This window comes from Thermococcus celer Vu 13 = JCM 8558, assembly GCF_002214365.1.
In the GTDB taxonomy this organism is placed as follows: Archaea; Methanobacteriota_B; Thermococci; order Thermococcales; family Thermococcaceae; genus Thermococcus; species Thermococcus celer.
In genome coordinates, this window is sequence record NZ_CP014854.1 from 1,726,891 (window position 1) to 1,743,538 (window position 16,648).

At 58.9% G+C, this 16,648-nt stretch carries 15 protein-coding genes; 9 read left to right on the plus strand and 6 right to left on the minus strand.

What is annotated here, in order from left to right:
• Positions 1–20: 20 nt before the first annotated feature.
• The 4 genes from gatD to A3L02_RS10475 are packed head-to-tail and all read left to right on the plus strand — an operon-like array spanning position 21 to position 3,536.
• On the plus strand, positions 21–1,340 hold the full coding sequence (gene gatD, locus A3L02_RS09415) for a Glu-tRNA(Gln) amidotransferase subunit GatD (RefSeq protein WP_088863667.1): 1,320 nt from the start codon (positions 21–23) through the stop codon (positions 1,338–1,340).
• Positions 1,340–3,229: a Glu-tRNA(Gln) amidotransferase subunit GatE gene (gatE, locus tag A3L02_RS09420; protein WP_088863668.1), complete on the plus strand. Its 1,890-nt coding sequence runs from the start codon at positions 1,340–1,342 to the stop codon at positions 3,227–3,229. The genes gatD and gatE overlap by 1 nt, the downstream gene beginning before the upstream one ends.
• 50 nt (positions 3,230–3,279) lie before the next feature.
• Positions 3,280–3,402 (plus strand): hypothetical protein, encoded by a 123-nt coding sequence (locus A3L02_RS10470; RefSeq protein ID WP_257789352.1) that lies wholly within the window; start codon positions 3,280–3,282, stop codon positions 3,400–3,402.
• Entirely contained in the window at positions 3,402–3,536 is a 135-nt protein-coding gene (locus A3L02_RS10475) for a hypothetical protein (protein ID WP_257789353.1), read from the plus strand. The genes A3L02_RS10470 and A3L02_RS10475 overlap by 1 nt, the downstream gene beginning before the upstream one ends.
• A 15-nt stretch (positions 3,537–3,551) precedes the next feature.
• Here the strand turns inward: A3L02_RS10475 and hmgA are convergent, their stop codons facing one another.
• The gene (gene hmgA / locus A3L02_RS09425) at positions 3,552–4,778 is read right to left on the minus strand and encodes a hydroxymethylglutaryl-CoA reductase (NADPH) (RefSeq protein WP_088863669.1); all 1,227 of its coding nucleotides are present in this window, start codon (positions 4,776–4,778) and stop codon (positions 3,552–3,554) included.
• 16 nt (positions 4,779–4,794) lie between these two features.
• Positions 4,795–5,538: a MinD/ParA family ATP-binding protein gene (locus A3L02_RS09430; protein WP_088863670.1), complete on the minus strand. Its 744-nt coding sequence runs from the start codon at positions 5,536–5,538 to the stop codon at positions 4,795–4,797.
• A gap of 144 nt (positions 5,539–5,682) precedes the next feature.
• On the opposite strand from A3L02_RS09430, the gene tdh reads away from it, so the two are divergent.
• The 4 genes from tdh (at position 5,683) to truA (ending at position 11,087) form a co-directional block, all read left to right on the plus strand.
• Positions 5,683–6,735 carry an L-threonine 3-dehydrogenase gene (gene tdh, locus A3L02_RS09435; protein ID WP_088863671.1) on the plus strand — a complete coding sequence of 351 codons (1,053 nt, stop codon included), beginning with the start codon at positions 5,683–5,685 and terminating at the stop codon, positions 6,733–6,735.
• Positions 6,736–6,805: 70 nt separating this feature from the next.
• Positions 6,806–8,308 carry a phenylalanine--tRNA ligase subunit alpha gene (gene pheS / locus A3L02_RS09440; protein ID WP_088863672.1) on the plus strand — a complete coding sequence of 501 codons (1,503 nt, stop codon included), beginning with the start codon at positions 6,806–6,808 and terminating at the stop codon, positions 8,306–8,308.
• Positions 8,309–8,317: 9 nt separating this feature from the next.
• Positions 8,318–10,024: a phenylalanine--tRNA ligase subunit beta gene (gene pheT / locus A3L02_RS09445; RefSeq protein ID WP_088863673.1), complete on the plus strand. Its 1,707-nt coding sequence runs from the start codon at positions 8,318–8,320 to the stop codon at positions 10,022–10,024.
• Between the two features lie 259 nt (positions 10,025–10,283).
• Positions 10,284–11,087: a tRNA pseudouridine(38-40) synthase TruA gene (gene truA, locus A3L02_RS09450; RefSeq protein WP_088863674.1), complete on the plus strand. Its 804-nt coding sequence runs from the start codon at positions 10,284–10,286 to the stop codon at positions 11,085–11,087.
• Here truA and A3L02_RS09455 read toward each other — a convergent pair.
• Positions 11,034–12,416, minus strand: a complete 1,383-nt coding sequence (locus A3L02_RS09455; protein ID WP_088863880.1) for a DEAD/DEAH box helicase — start codon at positions 12,414–12,416, stop codon at positions 11,034–11,036. The two genes, truA and A3L02_RS09455, sit on opposite strands and share 54 nt — an antisense overlap.
• A 72-nt stretch (positions 12,417–12,488) precedes the next feature.
• Between A3L02_RS09455 and A3L02_RS09460 the strand changes: the two genes are divergently transcribed.
• Positions 12,489–13,754, plus strand: a complete 1,266-nt coding sequence (locus A3L02_RS09460; protein WP_088863675.1) for a UbiD family decarboxylase — start codon at positions 12,489–12,491, stop codon at positions 13,752–13,754.
• A gap of 106 nt (positions 13,755–13,860) precedes the next feature.
• Here A3L02_RS09460 and A3L02_RS09465 read toward each other — a convergent pair whose 3' ends face one another.
• The 3 genes from A3L02_RS09465 to A3L02_RS09475 form a co-directional block, all read right to left on the minus strand.
• Positions 13,861–14,778 carry an ABC transporter ATP-binding protein gene (locus A3L02_RS09465; protein WP_088863676.1) on the minus strand — a complete coding sequence of 306 codons (918 nt, stop codon included), beginning with the start codon at positions 14,776–14,778 and terminating at the stop codon, positions 13,861–13,863.
• 4 nt (positions 14,779–14,782) lie between these two features.
• Entirely contained in the window at positions 14,783–15,652 is an 870-nt protein-coding gene (locus A3L02_RS09470; protein WP_088863677.1) for an ABC transporter permease subunit, read from the minus strand.
• Positions 15,653–15,856: 204 nt separating this feature from the next.
• Complete coding sequence (locus A3L02_RS09475; RefSeq protein ID WP_088863678.1) at positions 15,857–16,648, minus strand: N-glycosylase/DNA lyase; 792 nt, start codon at positions 16,646–16,648, stop codon at positions 15,857–15,859.

Sequence of the window (16,648 nt, forward strand, 5' to 3'; positions counted from 1 at the left end):
CTATTCCCGGAGGGAGGGCCATGCGCAAAGTTGAGAGGTTTATGAGGGAAAGAAACCTCGAGGTCGGAGACTACGTCCGGATAATTGAAAAGGAGAACGGAAATGTGAGCGTTTACGAGGGTATCGTAATGAACCCCTACGAGCTCTCCAGCGGCGAGACGCTCACGCTGAAGCTTGACAACGGTTACAACATCGGGATACTTGTCGACCAGATAGCGTCCGTCGAGATCCTGAAGAAGGCCGCCCCCAGGGGGGAGGTGGAGTTCGAGGAGGTCTTTCCGAAGAGGCCGAACCTCCCGAACGTCGCGATAATTGGAACCGGGGGGACCATAGCGAGCAGGATTGACTACAAAACCGGTGCGGTTCACGCGGCCTTCACGGCCGAGGAGCTCGCCAAGGCCGTTCCGGAGATATTCGATATAGCGAACGTAACGCCGAAGCTCCTCTTCAACATCATGAGCGAGGACATGCGGCCGGAGTACTGGGCCAGGATAGCCCACGAAGTGGCTAAAATGCTCAACGGCGGCGAGGACGGGGTTGTGATAGCTCACGGGACGGACACGATGGCCTACACTGCCTCGGCACTTGCCTTCATGCTCCGCGACCTCGGAAAGCCGGTCATCCTCGTCGGCTCCCAGAGGAGTTCCGACAGGCCGAGCAGTGACGCGGCCATGAACCTCATCTGCTCGGTCAAGATGGCGACCGCCGATTTCGGAGAGGTTGCCATAGTGATGCACGGCGAGACCGGCGACACCTACTGCCTTGCCCACCGCGGAACGAAGGCGAGGAAGATGCACACGAGCAGGAGGGACGCCTTCAGGAGCATAAACGACGTTCCCATAGCGAGGATATGGCCGAAAGGTGAGATCGAGTTCCTGAGGGACGATTACAGGAGGAGAACCGGCGATGAGGTCTGGGTGGACGACAAAATGGAGGAGAGGGTCGCCCTCGTCAAGGCCTTCCCGGGGATTCAGCCCGAGGTCATCGACTTCTTCGTCGATAATGGTTACAGGGGACTCGTCATAGAGGGCACTGGACTGGGTCACGTGCCGAATTACCTCATAGACTCAATAAAACGGGCCACGGAGGAGGGCGTCGCCGTCTGCATGACGAGCCAGTGCCTCTACGGTCGCGTTAACCTCAACGTTTACTCCACGGGGAGGAGGCTCCTGAAGGCGGGAGTGATACCCTGCGAGGACATGCTACCCGAGACCGCCTACGTTAAGCTGATGTGGGTCCTCGGACACACGGATGACCCGGAGGAAGTGCGCGGGATGATGCTGACGAACTACGCGGGCGAGATAACCCCCTACACAAGGTTTGACACCTTCCTGAGGTGATGACGGTGGCGTACGATTACAAAAAACTCGGACTCAAAGTTGGGCTTGAGATACACAGGCAGCTGAACACGAAGAAGCTCTTCTCACCCGTTCCGAGCGAGCTGAGCGACGAGGTTCACTTCACCTTCAGGAGGAGGTTAAGGCCGACGATAAGCGAGCTCGGGGAGATAGACCCCGCGGCGCTCGAGGAGTTCAAGAAGGGGAAGAGCTACATCTACGAGGGGAACTACGAGCTCACGGACCTCGTTTACATGGACGAGGAGCCACCCCACGCCCCCGACGAGGAGGCCCTTCGCGTCTCCCTCCAGATAAGCTACCTCCTCAACGCAACTCCCGTCGACGAGGTTCACTTCATGCGCAAGATAGTCATAGACGGCTCCAACGTCTCGGGCTTCCAGAGGACGGCGATAGTGGCCATGAACGGAAGGGTCGATACGCCATGGGGGAGCGTTGGCATACCCACGATATGCCTCGAGGAGGACGCGTGCAGGATCGTCGAGCGGAAGGAGAGGGAAGTAATCTACCGCCTCGACCGCCTCGGAATCCCGCTGGTGGAGATATCGACGACCCCCGATATACACCACCCGGAGCAGGCGAGGGCCGTCGCGAAGTACATCGGCGACGCTCTGAGGGCTACGAGGAAGGTGAAGCGCGGCCTCGGAACCATCAGGCAGGACCTCAACGTCTCGATCAAGGGCGGGGCGAGGGTCGAGATAAAGGGAGTTCAGGAGCTTGACATGATTCCCCTTATCATCGAGCGTGAGGTTCAGAGGCAGCTGAGTCTCCTTGAGATCAGGGACGAGCTGAGGAGAAGGGGCGTTAAAGCCGGAGATCTGAAGGAGGAGTTCCACGACGTCACGGAGGTCTTCAAAGAGACCGGCTCGAAGATAGTGGCGAGGGCGATAAAGAAGGGTGGAAAGGTCCTCGCCGTCAGGCTTCCGGGGTTCAGGGGACTCATCGGGAAGGAGATACAGCCCGGCAGGAGACTCGGCACGGAGATGGCCGACAGGGCCAGGAAGTACGTGGGAGGTATCTTCCACATCGATGAATTACCGAATTATGGAATCACCGAATTAGAGGTTAACGCCCTTATTGAAAAACTTAACCTCGGCGAAGAAGACGCCTTCGTCCTCGTGGCCGCGGAGGAGGAGACTGCCAGGAAGGCCCTCAAAGAGGTTCTCCGGAGGGCAAAGGAAGCGCTTGATGGCGTCCCGGAGGAGACGAGGAGGGCCCTGCCCGACGGAAACACCCAGTACATGCGTCCGCTCCCTGGGAAGGCCAGGATGTACCCGGAGACGGACATACCGCCGATACTCGTAACCCCTGAGATGAAGGAGGAGATACTGAAGAGCCTGCCGGAGCTCCCGCAGGAGCGCGTTGAGCGCTACGTGAAGGAGTACGGGATAGACAGGAGCCTGGCCGAGACCCTCGTCAACGACGAGCGCGATGAGTTGTTCGAGGAGCTCATTGCGAAGGGCGTCAAACCGTCCCTCGCCGCCTCGATCCTCGTCGTAGTCCTCAAGGGCCTCAAGAAGGAGGTTCCCATCGAGAAAATCAGCGATGAGCACATCAGGGAGGCCTTCGACCTCTACCTCGGCGGGAAGATAGCCAAGGAGGCCTTCGAGGAGATATTCAGGGAGCTCGCACTGAACCCGGAGAAGAGCGCCGCCCGGGTGGCCGAGGAGAGGGGTCTAACGCTCCTGGACGAGGAGGAGGTAGAGAGGATAATAGACGAGGTGGTCCGGGCGAACATCGATGTCATAAAGGCAAAGGGAATGGGAGCCATGGGCATGGTGATGGGCAGGGCCATGGCGAGGCTCCGCGGAAGGGCGGACGGAAAGCTCGTCAGCTCGCTCGTGAGGAGGAAGATTCAGGAGATAGCCTCCTGAGCCCCTTCTTTTCTTTGAACCTGACCTTCAAGGGGTGGAAGAAAGACGGGTTGAGGGAGCTCCTCAGACTCATCGGGGAGGGAAAGGTGAGCGGTGTGAGGCACAAACACCGCTCGGCCCTTAATTTCTTGATAAGCATTGCGGGTGGGTTCTTCCTCTCGGTGGCTACCTGATGGGATCCCTACTTACCGTGGCCTTCGCCGTGCTCCTCTACCTGATCCTCGATTACCCGTTCTCCCTGCTCTACTTCAGGGGCGTGAAGGTCGTTTCAAGTCCTAAGAAGGAGAGGAAGGGGTTTAGGGGTTAAAAACAAGAACCGGAACTAACGCCCCAGCGCCGCGTGGGCCTTGGCCAGGTGCTTGGCCGCTATCGCCGCTAAAAGCGAGAGCTCCCCCGCCAGAACCGCACCCGCCACTATCTCCGCGAACTTCCTGGCGTTCGTTCCCGGTGGATCCCCGCCACCGGCGACGCCCATTATGCTGAGTGCTTCCCTCTGCGTTGGAACCCGCGTTCCACCTCCCACCGTCCCTATCTCGAGGCTCGGCATGGTGACGCTGATGTAGAGGTCCCCCTCGGGGGTAACCTCGGCGAGGGTTATCCCGTGCGAGCCCTCCGTGATCTGCGCCTCGTCCTGACCCGTGGCGAGGAAGATGGCGCCGACTACGTTCCCGAAGTGGGCGTTGAAGCCGTAGCTTCCGGCCTGGGCCGAACCAACGAGGTTCTTCCTGTAGTTGACCTCCGCTATCAGCTCAGGCGTCGTCTTCAGCTTCTCCTCAACTATCTCCCTCGGAATCACGGCCTCGGCGATGATGCTCTTTCCCCTTCCGTTGATGAAGTTCATGGCGTTGGGCTTCTTGTCGACGCAGAGGTTGCCGGAGAGCGCGAGGTACTTAACGTCCGGGAACTCCTCCTCGATGACCTTCATTATCTCCTCGCTCGAGATGGTTACCATGTTCATGCCCATCGCGTCCCCCGTCTCGAACTCGAAGCGCAGGTAGAGGTTGTTGCCGACGATGTAGGGCTTGACGCCCCTGAGCTTCCCATGTCTCGTCACTTTTCTAACGGCCTTCTCCTGGAGGTAGTCGAGGTTGGCTTTGACCCACTCCGCGACCTCCCTCGCCCTCCTCGCGTCGGGGCACTTGAGGAGAGGTGCGCGGGTCATCTTGTCGTCTATGAGGGTTGTCTTAACGCCCCCTGCCGCCGTTAAAGCTGAGCAGCCACGGTTGACGCTCGCGACGAGCGCCCCCTCCGTGGTCGCGAGGGGAACGTAGAACTCGCCCTTCGCGTACTCCCCGTTGATCCTGAGCGGGCCCGCGACGCCCATGGGTATCTGGACGACGCCTATCATGTTCTCGATGTTCTTGCCTATCAGCCTGTTCGGGTCGATGGAGTAGTGGCCGATGTTCTCGAGGCTCACGCCGAGCTTCTTCTCGAGCGCTTTCCTCCTTATTTCAGTGGCGAGTTTTTTGTCGCCGTTAGTGTACTTCTCGACCTGATGGAGCTTTATCTCCCCGTTCGCTACCTTATCCACGATCTCTTCCACGTTCATGGAAACACCCCCAAAATCAGCCGAATATCCACCCCTCGAGTACCTCCCCCGCTTCCTGAAACGCCATGGCCGCGTCGCTCTTCGGGGCGTACTTGATTATGGGGATCCCCGCGTTGATGGACTCGGGGACCCTGTAATCGAAGGGAACCCATCCGATGACCGGAACGTCCAGGTCATCCTCCACGGCGTTCGCTATTTTTTCAACGACGTCCGCGGACTCCCTAACCTTGTTCAGCACGACGCCGATGTTGAGGTTGTACCTCTCACCCAGGACCTTCAGCTTTTCGATCTCGTTTTCCACCATCGTCTCGAAGGAGTATATCGGTGAGCGCTCGATTTCAACAACTATGAGCTGGTAATTTGCAATCTCAAACGTCGGGAGGGTGTCGAAGGGTATTCCCGTTGGGGAATCCACGAAGATGATCCCGAATTTGTATTTAAGCCCCTCCAGCAGGTCGACGAGCTTTTTGGGGGATATACCGAGAACGTCCTGGAGTCTGGTACTGCCCGGCATGACGTGGACTCCCGTCTCGGGGTGTTTATATATGGCCCACTCGGGATCGATGTCGGGGTTCTTCAGAACGGAGTGGAGGGTGTACTTCACGGTGTCAAGGCCGAAGTGGAAGCCAAGATTCGGCAGGTACAGGTCCCCATCGACCGTCAGAACCCTGTACTCCCTCATCGCAAGGTACGTGCTGAGGTTCGCCGTTGTGGTCGTCTTTCCGGCGCCGCCCCTCCCCGTCACCACTATCACTGCCATCGCTGAACCACCTTACCTGTTTAAGTGCTCAAAAGGAGATATAAGGTTTCCGATGGATACGGGAAGTTTCGGCACATTAAAATCACAAAAGGTTTATATCGTCCTCGTTTAGATAAGCATTGTAAGGTTAAGGAGATGATCCCCATGGCCGAGAAGATGCCGGCAATTATGAAGACCAAACCGGCCTACGGTGCCGAGCTCGTTGAGGTTGATGTTCCGAAGCCCGGGCCCGGTGAGGTTCTCATCAAGGTCCTCGCAACCAGCATATGCGGAACCGACCTTCATATCTACGAGTGGAACGACTGGGCCAAGAGCAGAATAAAGCCCCCTCAGATAATGGGTCACGAAGTTGCAGGGGAGGTCATCGAAGTCGGTCCCGGTGTCGATACGGTTGAGGTCGGTGATCACATAAGCGCCGAGACCCACATCGTCTGCGGCAAGTGCTACGCCTGCAGGCACAACCGCTACCACGTCTGCCAGAACACGAAGATATTCGGCGTCGACATGGACGGTGTCTTCGCCGAGTACGCCATAGTTCCCGCCCAGAACGCCTGGAAGAACCCCAAAGATATGAAGCCCGAGTACGCCACCCTCCAGGAGCCCCTCGGCAACGCGGTCGATACCGTCCTGGCAGGTCCGATAGCCGGGAGAAGCACCCTCATAACCGGCGCAGGCCCGCTCGGACTCCTCGGCATAGCGGTCGCCAAGGCCTCCGGCGCTTACCCCGTCATCGTTAGCGAACCGAGCGAGTTCAGAAGGGAGCTGGCGAAGAAGGTCGGTGCGGACTACGTCGTCAACCCCTTCGAGGAGGACCCGGTCAAGTTCGTGATGGACGTCACCGATGGTGCCGGTGTCGAGGTGTTCCTCGAGTTCAGCGGCGCGCCGAAGGCCCTGGAGCAGGGACTCAAGGCCACGACCCCCGGCGGAAGGGTTTCCCTGCTCGGACTCTACCCGCGCGACGTCACCCTCGACATGAACAACCTCGTGATATTCAAGGCCCTTGAGGTCCACGGCATAACCGGACGGCACCTCTGGGAGACCTGGTACACCGTCTCGAGCCTCATCCAGAGTGGCAAGCTCAACCTCGACCCGGTAATCACCCACAGGTACAAAGGCTTCGACAGATTTGAGGAAGCCTTCGAGCTCATGCGCGCCGGCAAGACAGGGAAGGTCGTCTTCTTCCCGCACAAGCGTTGATCAATTCCTTTCCCTTTTCCACCACAATTTTTAAGTAACTCTTCTCGAACTCACCCCGGGAGGTGACCCCATGGAGCTGAGCTATCAGGAGAAACTCACGCTCATAAAGCTCAACGAGGTTAAGAAGGCTAAATTCGAGGAGCTCGTCGAGAGAACCGGCCTCGACCAGGTGGCGGTAATGCGCTCCGTCCTCGGCCTCCAGAGCAGGGGACTCGCGAAACTCCACGAGAGGAGCGAGAAGGTGGCGAAGATAACGGAGACGGGCGAGAGGTACGTTAGGATTGGCCTTCCGGAGAGGAGGGCCCTGGCCGTTCTAAGGGAGAAGGGAAGGGTAACGCTCGACGACCTCAGGGGGGTTCTCGATGAGAACGAGCTCAAGCCGATAGTCGGCCTCCTGAGGAGGGAAGGCTGGGCCTCAGTAAAGAAGGAGAACGGGAAGCTCGTCCTTGAGATCACGGAGAGGGGGAAGAAAGCCGGGGAGAGACCGATAGACAGGGCTTTGGAGCTCCTCGCAGAGAAAAAGGTCGTCCCCCTGGGCGAGGTCGAGAAGCTCGTCCCGATCAAGGAGCTCAAGAGGAGGAAGGTGGCGGAAGAAGATATCTCAACGGAGAGGGTCGTTGAGATAACCCCCGCCGGAGAGGAGCTCACGAGAAGGGGCATAGAGCTGAGGGAGGAGGTATCGAACCTAACTCCAGAGCTCATAAAGTCCGGTAGGTGGAGGGAGGTCGAGTTCAAGCGCTTCAACATCCACGCCCCGGTCAGGAGGGTGTACCCCGGCAAGAAACAGCCCTACAGGGCCTTCCTCGACAAGCTGAGGAGAAGGCTAATCGAGATGGGCTTCATAGAGATGACCTCCGAGAGCCTCATCGAGACCCAGTTCTGGAACTTCGACGCCCTCTTCCAGCCCCAGAACCACCCGGCGAGGGACTGGACGGACACATACCAGCTTAGGTACCCGAAGAGCGGCAGTCTTCCGGCGGAGGAGCTCGTCGAGAGGGTGAGGAAGGCCCACGAGCACGGTCTGGCAGGTTCGCGCGGGTGGGGCTACGTCTGGTCTCCGGAGAGGGCGATGCTGCTGATGCCCCGCGCCCACGGAACCGCCCTCGATGCGAGACAGCTCGCGGCTGGCGTTGAGATCCCCGGGAAGTACTTCACGATTCAGCGCGTCTTCAGGCCCGACGTCCTGGACAGGACCCACCTCATAGAGTTCAACCAGATAGACGGCTTCGTAGTCGGCGAAAACTTAAACTTCAGGCATCTCCTTGGGATACTCAAGCGCTTCGCCGTCGAGATAGCGGGAGCGAAGAGGGTCAAGTTCCTGCCCGACTACTACCCCTTCACGGAGCCGAGCGTCCAGATGAGCGCCTACCATCCGGAACTCGGCTGGGTGGAGTTCGGTGGAGCGGGAATCTTCCGCGAGGAGATGACGAGGGCCCTCGGAATAGACGTCCCTGTGATAGCGTGGGGCATAGGGATAGACAGGCTGGCGATGTTCAAGCTCGGGATAGACGACATAAGGTACCTGTTCAGCTACGACCTGCGGTGGCTGAGGGAGGCAAGGCTCGTCTGGTGAGGTGGTAAGATGCCGAAGTTCGACGTTTCGAAGGCCGACCTTGAAAGGCTCATCGGGAAGGAGTTCAGCGTGGAGGAGTGGGAGGACCTCTTCCTCTACGCCAAGTGCGAGATGGACGACGTCAGGGAGGAGAACGGTGAGGTCTACTTCAAGGCCGACTCCAAGGACACGAACAGGCCCGACCTCTGGAGCGCCGAGGGGATTGCGAGGCAGATAAGGTTCGCCCTCGGGCTGGAGAGGGGACTTCCCGAATACAGGGTCGAGAAGAGCGACGTCACGGTTTACGTTGACGGGAAGCTGAAGGACATCAGGCCCTACGGTGTCTACGCCGTGGTGGAGGGGCTGAACCTCGACGATGAAGCGCTGAGGCAGATGATAAACCTGCAGGAGAAGGTCGCCCTGACCTTCGGGAGAAGGAGGAAGGAGGTGGCGATAGGCATCTTCGACTTCGACCGCGTGAAACCGCCGATACACTACCGCGCCGCCGAGAAGACCGAGAGGTTCGTTCCGCTGGGTTTCGATGAGGAGATGACGCTGGAGGAGATCTTAGAGAGGCACGAGAAGGGGAGGGAGTACGGCCACCTCATCAGGGACAAACCCTACTACCCGCTCCTCGTCGACAGCGAGGGCAAGGTCCTCTCGATGCCGCCGATAATAAACTCCGAGGTAACGGGAAGGGTAACGACCGAAACAAAAAACGTGTTCGTCGACGTCACCGGCTGGGACCTTAACAGGGTGATGCTGGCCCTGAACGTCGTCGTAACCGCTCTGGCGGAGCGCGGCGGGAGGATACGGAGCGTCAGGGTGGTTTACCCCGACTTCGAGGTGGAGACACCTGACTTAACGCCAAAGCCCTTCGAGGTCGACCTCGACTACGTCAGAAAGCTGAGCGGTCTTGATCTGAGCGACGGAGAGATCAAGGAGCTCCTCGAGCGCATGATGTACAGGGTCGAGCTCGTCGATGGAAAGGCGAAACTCCTCTACCCGGCCTTCCGCGACGACATAATGCACGCGAGGGACGTTCTCGAGGACGTCCTCATCGCCTACGGCTACAACGAGATAGAGCCTGAGGAACCTGAGTTAGCCGTTCAGGGGAGAGGGGACAAGTTCATAGAGTTCCAGGACGCGGTCAGGGAGCTGATGGTGGGGTTCGGCCTGCAGGAGGTCACCACCTTCAACCTCACCAACAGGGATGCCCAGTACGGGAGGATGCGTCTCGAAAGCGGCGTGGATTATTCAAACCACCCGCCGGCGGAGCTCGTCGAGATAGAGAACCCGATAAGCCCCAAGTGGTCGGCCTTAAGGGCGTGGCTGATCCCAAGTCTGCTGGACTTCCTGAGCCAGAACACCCACGAGGAGTACCCCCAGAGGATCTTCGAGGTGGGAACCGTCACGCTCATAGACGAGAGCAGGGAGACCAGGACGGTCAGCGAGGGCAAGCTTGCGGTGGCCCTCGCCCACCCGCGCGTGACCTTCACCGAGGTCAAGGAGGTGCTGGAGGGCACGATGCGCCATCTCGGGTTCGAGTACGGGCTCAAAGAGATGGATCACCCGAGCTTCATCCCGGGCAGAACCGGGTTAATCATCGTAAACGGAGAAGAGGTGGGCATCATAGGGGAGATCCACCCCGGGGTGCTGGAGAACTGGGGGATCGAGATGCCCGTGGCGGTCTTTGAGCTGTTCTTAAGGCCGCTCTACCGGGAGCCGTACCTCTAATCCCTTTTTTTCACGCTCTTCTCGAGCATCCTGCACATGATCTCGAAGTTCGTGACGTTCGCGAGTATCTCCACGTCCAGGATTCCCTCCATCTTATCACCCCCATATTCAGGTAATCAGGGGACTTTATCAATCTTTTCCAGCAGTGGTTGGATTGAGTCCAAAATTATGGTTTACTTTTGCAAAGTAATTTGGCGATGTTACAAAGCCCGCACCGGGACGGGAAAGACATTTATACCCACAGCGTGATTCAGCGACCATGAGGTTCGCGCTCAGGATAGCCTACGATGGGACCGCGTTCTACGGCTTCCAGAGACAGCCCGACGTCAGGACGGTCGAGGGGGAACTGATAAGGGTCCTCTCAAAACTCGGGGTAATAAGCGACGCGGGGAGCTCAAACTTCAAGGGCGCATCGCGGACGGACAGGGGCGTCTCGGCGTTCTTCAACGTCGTGGCCTTTGATACCGAAAATAGACCCGACCTCGTCAGGGCGGAGGTTCTCAACCACCACCTGAGGGACGCCTGGGTTCTGGGCGTTGCGGAGGTTCCGGGGGACTTTCATCCCCGCTTTCGGGCGAGATCGAAGACCTACCGCTATTACCTCGTCGATGAGGGCTTTGACGTTGAGAGAATGGAGGAGTGCGCCGCCCTCTTCGTCGGGAGGCACGACTTCTCGGCCTTCGCGAGGCTGGAACCCGGGAAGGACCCGGTGAGGGAGTTAACGGGGGTCGGGGTTACGAAGCGCCAGGGTTACTACGTGGTGGAGCTCGAGGGACGGAGTTTCCTCTGGGAGATGGCGAGGAGAATCGTGAACGCCCTCCGCTTCTGCGGCCTCGGCCTGATGGAGCCCGAAGAGGTTGAGAAGATGCTCGCCGGTGAATACAGAAAGAAAATACCACCAGCGCCCCCCGAGGGCTTGATCCTCTGGCACATGGAGTATCCAGGGATAAAATTTGAGGTGGACGAGAGGGGACTTAAGAAAGCCCGGCGCGACCTCTTCGAACGCTACTCACGGGCGCTTGCGAGGGCGGCCCTTCTCGGGGACGTCCTCCTCGAGCTCTGAGTCGTAGTACTTCCCGTAGTACTGCTTGAGGGCCTTCTGTCTCTCGATGAAGTGCGTGAAGAGCAGGGGGTCGTCGTCCTGGACGTCAACTATAACGGCCTTCATCCCCTTCTTCGGCCTCAGGGCGCGACCTATAGTCTGGATCGTCATTATGTCGCTCTTCCCGCCTCCGGCAAGGATTATCGCGGAGATCTCGGGTATATCGACGCCCTCCTTGAGGAGCGTGGAGATAAGAACCGGGATCTTACCCTCCTTGAAGTCCTCCAGAATGCCCCACCTGTTGGGGCTCTGAGAACTCAGGAACTCCGCCTTTACACCCTCCTTTTCGAGCATCTCCTTGAGGATCTTGCCATGCTCTATGCGCCTGACGTCTATGAGGACGCGGTGTCCCTTCCTCGCGAGCTCGACGGCCTTCTCCACTATGGCCCGGTTCCTCTCGTCGTTGTTCATCACCATCTCCTCGTAGAGCTCCTTGTAGCGCTCGCTGAAGGACGGCATCTTCGATTCGTAGGTTATCACCTCGAAGCGTGGCCTCGCGAGGAACCGCTCCCGTATCATGTCCTCCGCTTTGACCTCGAATATCGTCGGGCCGACGACGGCCTCTATCTTTATCTCCTCACCGCGAACGCGCCTCCACGGCGTCGCCGAGAGCCCGAAACGGTAGGCCTGGGGGAGCGAAAGGCCGAGCCTGTAGAACTTCTCCGCGGCCGAGGTCCTGTGGCACTCGTCGAACATCACCACCGCGTAGTCGTTCCGGAGCTTATCCGCCCCCCGGGAGAGGAGTGTCTGTATCATGGCGACCGTGACGCCGCGCTCCTCCCACCTGTTGTCCCCCACTATTCCCGGTTCGACGCCCAGGACTTCCCTCACCTTGTCGGCCCACTGGTAGAGGAGCTCCTTGGTGTGAACAACTATCAAGGCCGAGAGGTCGAGTTCGTGGATTATGCGCAGGCCCACCACGGTTTTCCCGCTTCCCACGGGGAGCGATAGAACCCCCATCCTCTCGCGCAGGGCCTTCCTAACGGCACGTTCCTGATAGCGCCTGAGGGCGTAGGCCCCGTTCCACGTGGAGTTGAGCTTTACCCCCCTGACCTGCCGCTCGTCCTTAACCCTGACGCGGTAACCCCTGGAGTTAAGGAACTTCTTGACCCTCGGGAGGAGGCCCACGGGGAATGTCCGCTCGTAGGGGTCGTAGAGGCTCTCGGGCTTCTCCCACTTCCCGAAGTCCTTCCGGTAACTCAACAGGTCGTATATCTTGAAGTAGAGCTGGGGGTCGGCCTTCTCGACCTTAACCAGCGCCGAGCCGTCGGGGATGCGAAGGACCACCATGGGCATGCCAATCAACGGGAGTTTGGAAAAAGACTTTATAGGCGTTTTGGAACATGGACATGGGGTGGTGAAATGCTGAGGGAAATCGTCGAGGGTTTTGAGGAAACGGTCATCGTGGAAGAGCCCGTGAGCAAGGAGCTCGAGATAACCAGATACCTGCTGAAGTATAAGGACAGGCCGGTTCTGTTCAAAGATGTGGACGGCTGGACGGTCGCGGGGAACATCTGGAGCACGAGGGAGCGGATAGCGTCCTACCTTGGAACCAAAAAGGAGAACCTCCTCCATCTCATAGCAGGGGCCATGGAGAACCCGAGACCCTGCAGGACCGTCGAGAGAGCGCCGTTCATGGCGAACTCCACGGCGGACTTCTCCCTCCGGGAGCTCCCGGTCCCGAGGTACTATCCCAAGGACGGGGGCCAGTACTTCACCTCCGCCATGGTCGTGGCGAAGGACGACGATGGATTCGTGAACATCTCCTTCCACAGGATGATGGTGATCGATGAGAGAAGGGCCGCCATAAGGCTCGTCCCGCGGCACCTCTACGCGATGTGGAAGGAGAAGGCGGAGCGCGGGGAAGAGCTGGACGTTCGGATAATCGTGGGAAACCCCGTGCACATCCTCCTGGCGGGGGGGACGAGCGTGGCCTACGGGACGAGCGAGCTGGAGATAGCCTCGGCGATGAGCGAGATGGCCTTTGGAAGGCCCCTCGAGGTCTTCGAGCTCAAGGGGATTCCCGTGCCGGTCGAGACGGAGTTCGTCTTCGAGGCGAGGATACTCCCCGAGCTGACGGACGAGGGCCCCTTCGTCGACATAACCGGAACCTACGACCGCGTGAGAAAACAGCCCGTGGTCGTCTTCGAGAGGATGCACCACGTTGATGATCCCGTCTTCCACGCCCTCCTGTCGGGCGGTTACGAGCACTACATGCTGATGGGCCTCCCAAAGGAGCCGCAGATATACGAGAGCGTCAAGCGGGTCGTGCCGAGGGTTCACGGTGTCAGGCTCACAGAGGGCGGCGCCATGTGGCTCCACGCCATCGTCTCCATCACCAAGCAGCACGACGGCGACGGCAAGAACGCGATTCTGGCGGCTTTCGCGGGGCACCCGAGCCTCAAGCACGTCGTTGTGGTTGACGATGACATCGATATCTACGACGACCGCGAGGTGGAGTGGGCGATAGCGACGCGCTTCCAGGCCGACAGGGACTTAATCCTCATCCCGAACGCTCGGGGCAGCTCCCTCGACCCCTCCGCAGATAGGAGCATGACGACCAAGTGGGGGGTGGACGCGACGAAGCCTCTGGAGGGAAAGGAGGAGTTCGAGAGGGCGAGGGTTTAGTCCGTTTTCCCTTCCAACTATCGTACCCCCAGGTCATTGAAAAGGGGGACTCAAAGGCCTCTGGCACGATTCTAAGGACGTGCGAAACGAAAAAAAGGTGAGGGGTTCATCCCACCATCTCGAGGAATATCTCCTCGAGGCTGGGCTCCTTCACCTGCATTGCGAGGATCTTCGCGCCCCGCTTCACCACGAAGTCGTAGACCTCTTCCCTGATGTCATCCGCGGCCACAATGCGGTACTTCCTGTCCCCCAGCGGCGTAACCGTCCACTCCACCCCGCTGAAGTCAACCGGGACGTTCGTTTCGAGGATCACGGTGTAGCCCGCCTTCGTCAGGAACCTCCGTTTAATGGCGTCGAGGTTGCCCTCCACGCGTAGCCTCCCCTTGACTATGACCCCGACGGTGTCGCACACCTCCTCCACGTGGGCGAGGATGTGGCTCGAGAAGAAAACCGTCTTGCCGGCCTTCCTCTGCTCCCTTATCACGTCCTTGAATTCGGCTATCCCCTTCGGGTCGAGGCCCGTCATCGGCTCGTCGAGGATTAGGAGCTCCGGGTCGTTGATGAGCGCCTGGGCGAGGAGGACGCGCTGTCTCATCCCCTTCGAGAACTTGCCGACCTTCCTGTTCCTGTACTCCCAGATGTTAAGTTCCTTGAGGAGTTCCTCGATGCGCTTCCCTCGTTCGGCCTTTGGTATCCCGAAGGCGTCGGCTATCGTATCAAGGGTCTGAACAGGCGTGAGGAAGTCCCAGAGCGTGGCGTGCTCGGGCATGTAACCGATTCTGGCCTTCGCCCTGACGAGCTCCCCCTCGTTGAACTTCCCGCCGTTGAACACCTCCGTATCGAAGAGCTGGATCTTCCCCTCCCGGGGAAATATGAGGCCGAGCGTGCTCAGGATGGTGGTGCTCTTCCCGGCCCCGTTGGGCCCGAGGAAGCCGTATACCTGGCCGGCTTTTACCTCGAGGCTGAGGCCATCCAGAGCGCGAACGCTTCCGTAAGTCTTGACGAGGTTCTCAATCCTGATCATGCTATCACCTCAGGTCCATGCGGAGGAAGCGGTAGAACGCGAGGCCGAGGTAGACGAGGGTGAGGCCGAGCAGTATGCCGACGTTGACGGGGTTCTCTCGGATGGCCCTGCCGATTCCACGGTACTCCACCCTCAGGTCTCCGGCTTCCCCTGTAATCCTGTTGGCATCGCTTACTATGACGTCTATCTGGGTTGTCGGGATATAGAACAGGTATTTTGTCTGGTACTCCTTGTACTTCGCCTGATAGGCCTCGAGGTCGGGGTGGTCCCCTATCAGGGTATCCTTGGCAGCCATGTACTGAACTATTGCAGGTACTGTCATGAAGACTATGAAAAAGATGATCAGGGCCACGCCGAGGGCGTTACTGGAGGATTTCACCGTCGTCGAGATGATGTATCCGAGAGCCACCAACTGCACCATCGCCAGAAGCAATAAACCGTTGAACAGGAGGGAGTCGGTGATGAGCTGGCCGTTCATGGGGGCGCCGAGCCACGCCAGGCCGAGTACCCCAACGAGGGTTGTCAGGAGGATGGCCAGCGCCACGACCACCGTGTGGGCAAGGAACTTACCGCCGATGTACCCCAGCCTCGTTACGGGTTTGCTCATGGCAACGCGGAGCGTTCCCTTCTCTATCTCGCTGTTTATCGCGGTGGCGCCTATTAGCAGGGCAAGTATGGAGATAAAAAATCCACCAAGCCCGTTTATACTGCCTATGAGGGTTGAAATGGCCTCTTGAACGGTTTCTACCTCAACTCCTCCGGATTTCTGGATGTAAAACCCCGGTATGTACAGTAACATCATGATCCCAAGTATGACCCAGAGCTTCTTGGTTCGAAGGCTCCCTTTAAACTCAAGCCGAAATCCCCAGAGCATGGACTTACCTCCCGCTGCGATATTGGGGAGAACCCCCAAGTGGAACTAACACGTGGAGTATAAAAATTTTGCTGATTTAGTTGGAGCGCATCCCGAACTCCAATCCGAGTTCGGGGATTCAGGCAAGGTCTCACCCTGCTTTGGATAGCGGAGAGGTCAAAACCAAAATCAAGGGGGAAGTGGTATCAACGGCTAAAGTGGAATTCAAAGCTCGGCCAGCCTCAGAACCTCCTCCCATTCCCGGCAGTTCTCCCTCAGTCTCCGCAGAACCTCCTCCTTTCCGCCGAGGACGGGCCAGAGGATCGAGTCGATGTGGAGCGGCGGGATTCTCGTCTTCTCCGCGATTCTCCGCCAGAAGCTCACGGGCGGTTCGGCCGTGAAGCGCCTCGTGTAGGAGTTTATCCTGACGTCTTCGGGTATCTCGATGGCCATCGGGTAGGGCACGAACTTCCCGAAGGCTATCCTGCCCGCGTAACCGAACATCTTCACCGCGAAGACCACAGTCTTGGCGCTTCTCCTTGAGTTGAGGGCCTTCGCGAGGTCGTCGCGCAGGCGCTCCATCCCGCCGAAGTAGTAGTCCCTCAGGTCGTCAAGAGACAGCGAGTCAACGAACGGCTCGACCCTCTCGAGTCTCCTCACCTTCCCCGCGACGAGCCTGCGGTTCGTCCTCGAGACGGGCAGGAAACGGGAATAGGCCCGGGAGATACCTTCTTCCGGCGGGTTCTCCGAGAAGTACCTCGAGAACTCCCACCACCAGTCCTCGCCCTTACCGCTGAGCTGGTAGCTGACGAGGGCGTTGGCAAGGACGAGCCTGATGAAGAGCCCGTCGTTCTTCAGATTCTCGCGGAGGTTCCTCAGGGCGTCGAACTGGAGGTCGACCCTCTCCTCGATCGTCCTGGCGCAGTCGAGTCCGAGATCGCCGAGGATGTCCACGAGCTCCCGGATCTTCTCATCGTCGGATCTGTACCCCACCCGGATGAAGCGGTCGAGGGTCAC

Coding starts and splice junctions, on each gene's coding strand:
- truA (WP_088863674.1), top strand. CDS start 10,284: ATGAGGTTCGCGCTCAGGATAGCCTACGATGGGACCGCGTTCTACGGC.
- hmgA (WP_088863669.1), bottom strand. CDS start 4,778: ATGAACGTGGAAGAGATCGTGGATAAGGTAGCGAACGGGGAGATAAAG.
- A3L02_RS09470 (WP_088863677.1), bottom strand. CDS start 15,652: ATGCTCTGGGGATTTCGGCTTGAGTTTAAAGGGAGCCTTCGAACCAAG.
- pheT (WP_088863673.1), top strand. CDS start 8,318: ATGCCGAAGTTCGACGTTTCGAAGGCCGACCTTGAAAGGCTCATCGGG.
- pheS (WP_088863672.1), top strand. CDS start 6,806: ATGGAGCTGAGCTATCAGGAGAAACTCACGCTCATAAAGCTCAACGAG.
- A3L02_RS09465 (WP_088863676.1), bottom strand. CDS start 14,778: ATGATCAGGATTGAGAACCTCGTCAAGACTTACGGAAGCGTTCGCGCT.
- gatD (WP_088863667.1), top strand. CDS start 21: ATGCGCAAAGTTGAGAGGTTTATGAGGGAAAGAAACCTCGAGGTCGGA.
- tdh (WP_088863671.1), top strand. CDS start 5,683: ATGGCCGAGAAGATGCCGGCAATTATGAAGACCAAACCGGCCTACGGT.
- gatE (WP_088863668.1), top strand. CDS start 1,340: ATGACGGTGGCGTACGATTACAAAAAACTCGGACTCAAAGTTGGGCTT.
- A3L02_RS10475 (WP_257789353.1), top strand. CDS start 3,402: ATGGGATCCCTACTTACCGTGGCCTTCGCCGTGCTCCTCTACCTGATC.
- A3L02_RS09460 (WP_088863675.1), top strand. CDS start 12,489: ATGCTGAGGGAAATCGTCGAGGGTTTTGAGGAAACGGTCATCGTGGAA.
- A3L02_RS09455 (WP_088863880.1), bottom strand. CDS start 12,416: ATGGTGGTCCTTCGCATCCCCGACGGCTCGGCGCTGGTTAAGGTCGAG.
- A3L02_RS09430 (WP_088863670.1), bottom strand. CDS start 5,538: ATGGCAGTGATAGTGGTGACGGGGAGGGGCGGCGCCGGAAAGACGACC.